We start from the raw sequence: 3,716 nt of genomic DNA, 5'->3' as shown, positions 1-3,716 counted from the left end.
CCGGGCCTCCGCGCGCATCGCCGGACGCGCGCCCATCAGGTCCACCGTCTCGAACACCGGCGCCGTCTGCCGCACGCCCGCTGACTCCAGGCCGGACACGAGCCCGCCCTCGGCCCCCACGAGCACCTCGCGGCCACCCACCGACTCCACGCGGAACGCGTGCTCGTCCAGCACCGGCGACAGGCTCCACCCGGTGTTGCGCAGGAACACCACGTAGCGCGCGCCCCGGACGAAGCGGGGCACGTGGCTCACCACGAGCCGCCGCCCATCCGGCAGCAGCCCTCCGGCCTGCTTGAGGCGCAGCTCCCGGGGCGCCGCGCCCAGGTGCGCGCGCACGTTGCCCAGCGTCACCACCGTCCACGGGCCGGTGCGCGGTGAGTACTCGGAGCGCACGTCCAGCACTTCGCCCTCCACCACGGAGGCCGTCTGGTCGAACAGGCTGAGCAGGCTGTCCACCGCGCGCGGCGGCCGGAGCGACGCGTCCGCGACCAGCGGGCGCTCCTGTCGCGCGGGGGCTTCGTCCCCACTGGCGGCACTGCACCCCGTGAGTCCCAGTCCCAGTGCGAGCAGCGCGACGCGCGCGCGGCCCTCCCTCCCGAACGTCGTCCATGGCCTGCCCACGCGCATCACGTCCGCTCCCTTCGTGTCGTCAGTGGATGAGATAGAAGGCGTCCTGGCGCGGCACGAAGAACCGCCAGCCCTCGTCCGTCAGGTACGCCGGATCTTCCTGCATCACCGCCACCTGCTGCCCGCCCCACTCTGGCACGGCGGTGGTGGTGCTGAGCTCGACGGCGAGGTACGAGCCCTTGCGCAACAGCCGGGGCGCCTCCTGCCGCGACGCCGCGCGGAAGTCGATGGCGGCGCCCAGCGCGTGGCCCTGCGCGCCCAGCGGATGGCTGTAGACCTTCGCTTCGATGCCCCGCTCCTTCATCTCCGCCATCGTCGCGTCGTAGACGTCCGCGGACGAGCGCCCCGGCCGCGACGCCCGCAGCATCAGCGCGTCCTGCAGCGCCTGCGTGTTCGCCAGCGCGCGCTTCAGCCCCTCCGGCGCGTCCTGCTCGCCGTCCTTCAGCACGTACGCCATCTTCTGCCAGTCCGTGTTCAGGCCCAGCGCCGTGACGCCGAAGTCCACGTGCAGGAGGTCCCCGCGCTGGATGACCACCGCCTCGTCCGCCACCGCCAGGAAGCCCCGGGAGAAGCCGTCCTTCATGCCCTGCCGTTGCAGGCGCAGGTCCGGCTGGAACCACGTGCCCACGCGCGCCTCGAACAGCGCGTCGTAGAGCCAGCGGCGCACCTCCCCCACCGTCGTCTTGCCGGGCACCACCACCTCGTTGGAGAGCGCCCGCTTCACCAGCGACTCCGTCAGCACCACCAGGTCGCGGTAGGGCGCGAACTCGCCGGGCAGCCGCGTGTCCAGGTACTCCTCGATGAGGGGCGCCGCGCTCACGAAGCGCGCCTCCGCCGTCGGCCCCAGCGCCTCCACCAGCCACTTGTAGCTGTCGTGCGTCAGGCCGCGCGTCACGCCGCGCCGGCCGTCCATGGCGAGCGCGATGGTGCGCGGGTGGTAGCGCGCGTCCAGCTCCGCGAGCGCCTCCGCCTGCTTGCGCTCCACCGGAGGCGAGGTGAAGAAGCGCGTCACGGCCTCCGTGGCGTAGCCCGTCAAGGCAACCTTCTGGAGTCCCGCGTCGCCCGCGTCCACGAAGACGAACACGTCGCGGTTGCCCGCGTAGGGCAGGGGCGGCGCCACCCAGGCCGTCAGCGGATCATCGTGGAACTCCTCGTTGACCACCACCCACATGCCCACGCCGTGCCGGCGCATCATGTCCAGCAGCAGGCCGTGCCGCTCCTTCAGCCAGGACTCGCGCAGGGCCCGCTCCCGGGACGGCGGTGGCACGGGCGAGGACGCGGGGACGGCGGTGTCGCGCACGGGCGCGGTGGCACACGCCACCAGGCAGCCCAGGCTCAGGACGGGCAGAAGGACTCCACGCCAACGCTTCATGTCGGGAACTCCAGGTCGGGAAGAAGGCGGAGCAGCGTAGCGCGCCCGGAAAACCGAAGCCCCCCGCCCCGGAACCTCTTGGGTTCCGGGCGCGGAGGGCCTGGGGCGCATCCCACCTGCTCACCCGCTCGGATGGCCTCGCTCCCACACGCTTCCGGGTCCCGTCCCCCCCGGTCCGGGACACCTGGAATCCGTCAGGCCTCACGGCCGGTGGATCCACTGGAAGCGGCGGCCCTCCCCCGAAGGCCGCGTGGAGCGCGGACATCCAACCGCGCGCGCCGCAACGTCAGTAGCTGGCGACCCCGTCCAGGCCGCTTTCATCGAACTCGAAGAGCGATTCCTCCCCCTCGCTCCGGGAGGCCTCTTCCCCGTCCCCCTCTTCCTCGTCGACCCGGTATCCCCTGGGCTCCCGGGCCTCGTCCTCCGGCCGCACGACCGCGCCCCCGTTGGAACCGGGCGCCCACAGCGCACCGCCCCCCTGGCTCCACGCTTCGATGCGGTACATCGCTTCCCCCCGGGGTGCGGTGTCTCCGGTCCATCCACGCCGCCGCCACGCCGCGCCCCGATAATTAGACGCCGACCGCGAAAAACCTTGGGTCGCATTGGATTCATTTATTTCAGGAAGTGTCCCCCCTGCCGCAGCGCGCGGGCCCGGATGCCGGCCTCTTCGCTCCACCCCGGCTCCCCCCGGCGGACCACCGCCTCGAAGGCTTCCGCCGCCTGGAGCGGGAGCCCCATGGCCCGGAGCACCAGCGCCCGGTTCCACAGGGCCTGGGGATGGTCCGGTGCCTGACGCAGCACGCCTTCGAGCAGGTCGAGGGCGCCCCGGAAGTCCCCCGCCGCCATCGCCACCACGGCCCGGTCGCTGTCCCGGTCCACCGAGGGCGCGCTGCGCGACAGGAAGTCCGAGGCCTGACGCACTTCGCCACGCACGAGGTAGGCCGCCGCGATGCCGTGCAGGTCCCCCTGCTCCTCCAGCGCGGCCAGGGTCCGCAGCGGCACCGGAGGCGCGACCGCGAGCGTCGCCGGGTCCCCCGCGCTCGTCCTGACGGGCACGTAGGGGAGGTAGCGGTCCGCGGCCGGGTACGCGATGCGCGCTTCCAGTCCCCGCGCGGACGCATCCGTCCGCCACGGGTCCTCCGGCCGGAAGCCGTCCCCCGTCAGGAGCGCGGCGAGCGCCCCCATCCCCATGGCCAGCACCGCCCCCAGCGCCTGCAGCCACCGGCCGCGCGGGAGGGTGAGGCGGAACGGCTCGCGGACGGAGGTCGGCGGGGGTGGCGCGTCGTTGTGGGCCACCGCTCCACACAGGGCCTGGACGCTGAGCATCTCCAGCTGCATGGCATCATGCAGCCCGCTGGCGCACGCGCGGCAGAGGGCCAGATGGAGCCGGAAGTGCTCCTCGTCCCCCGACTCCAGCTCCCCATCCAGGAACCGGTAGAGCTTCTTGCACCAGAGATCCATCAAGCGTCAGGGCCCGGAGTCACGCGGCCGCCTCCCGTCCCTTGCGAAACGCGAGCGGAACCAATCCTTGGTGGATTCCGCTCCCAGCGTCCGGCGCTGGTTCCCCCGCCTGCCCCCCAGGGAGGAGCAGGCGGCGGGAGCCCTTCTTCAGCGTCGCGAGCGGGGGCGCAGCAGCGTCCCACCGGAGCGGCTGGAGCGCGGGCACGGCAGGCGCGGCGCGCTGACGGCCTCCACGGCCTCCGTCCGCGAGAACCAG

The 3,716-nt window shown here is 73.1% G+C and carries 4 protein-coding genes; all 4 read right to left on the bottom strand.

Features of this window, described 5'->3' with window-relative positions:
* On the bottom strand, positions 1–630 hold a 630-nt coding region (locus ACLEQD_RS39035), incomplete at its 3' end, for a hypothetical protein (protein ID WP_410390963.1).
* A 19-nt stretch (positions 631–649) separates the two neighbouring features.
* Positions 650–1,999, bottom strand: coding sequence for a M24 family metallopeptidase (locus ACLEQD_RS39030; RefSeq protein ID WP_410390962.1), 1,350 nt, complete (start codon positions 1,997–1,999; stop codon positions 650–652).
* 286 nt (positions 2,000–2,285) lie between these two features.
* Complete coding sequence (locus tag ACLEQD_RS39025) at positions 2,286–2,504, bottom strand: hypothetical protein (protein WP_410390961.1); 219 nt, start codon at positions 2,502–2,504, stop codon at positions 2,286–2,288.
* A gap of 107 nt (positions 2,505–2,611) precedes the next feature.
* Positions 2,612–3,460, bottom strand: coding sequence for a tetratricopeptide repeat protein (locus ACLEQD_RS39020; protein ID WP_410390960.1), 849 nt, complete (start codon positions 3,458–3,460; stop codon positions 2,612–2,614).
* Between the last annotated feature and the right edge of the window lie 256 nt (positions 3,461–3,716).

It is taken from the genome of Corallococcus sp. 4LFB, from assembly GCF_046520365.1.
Classification (GTDB): Bacteria; Myxococcota; Myxococcia; order Myxococcales; family Myxococcaceae; genus Corallococcus; species Corallococcus caeni.
The sequence above is the reverse complement of the archived record's forward strand: the minus strand, read 5'-3'. Positions and strand labels throughout refer to the sequence as shown.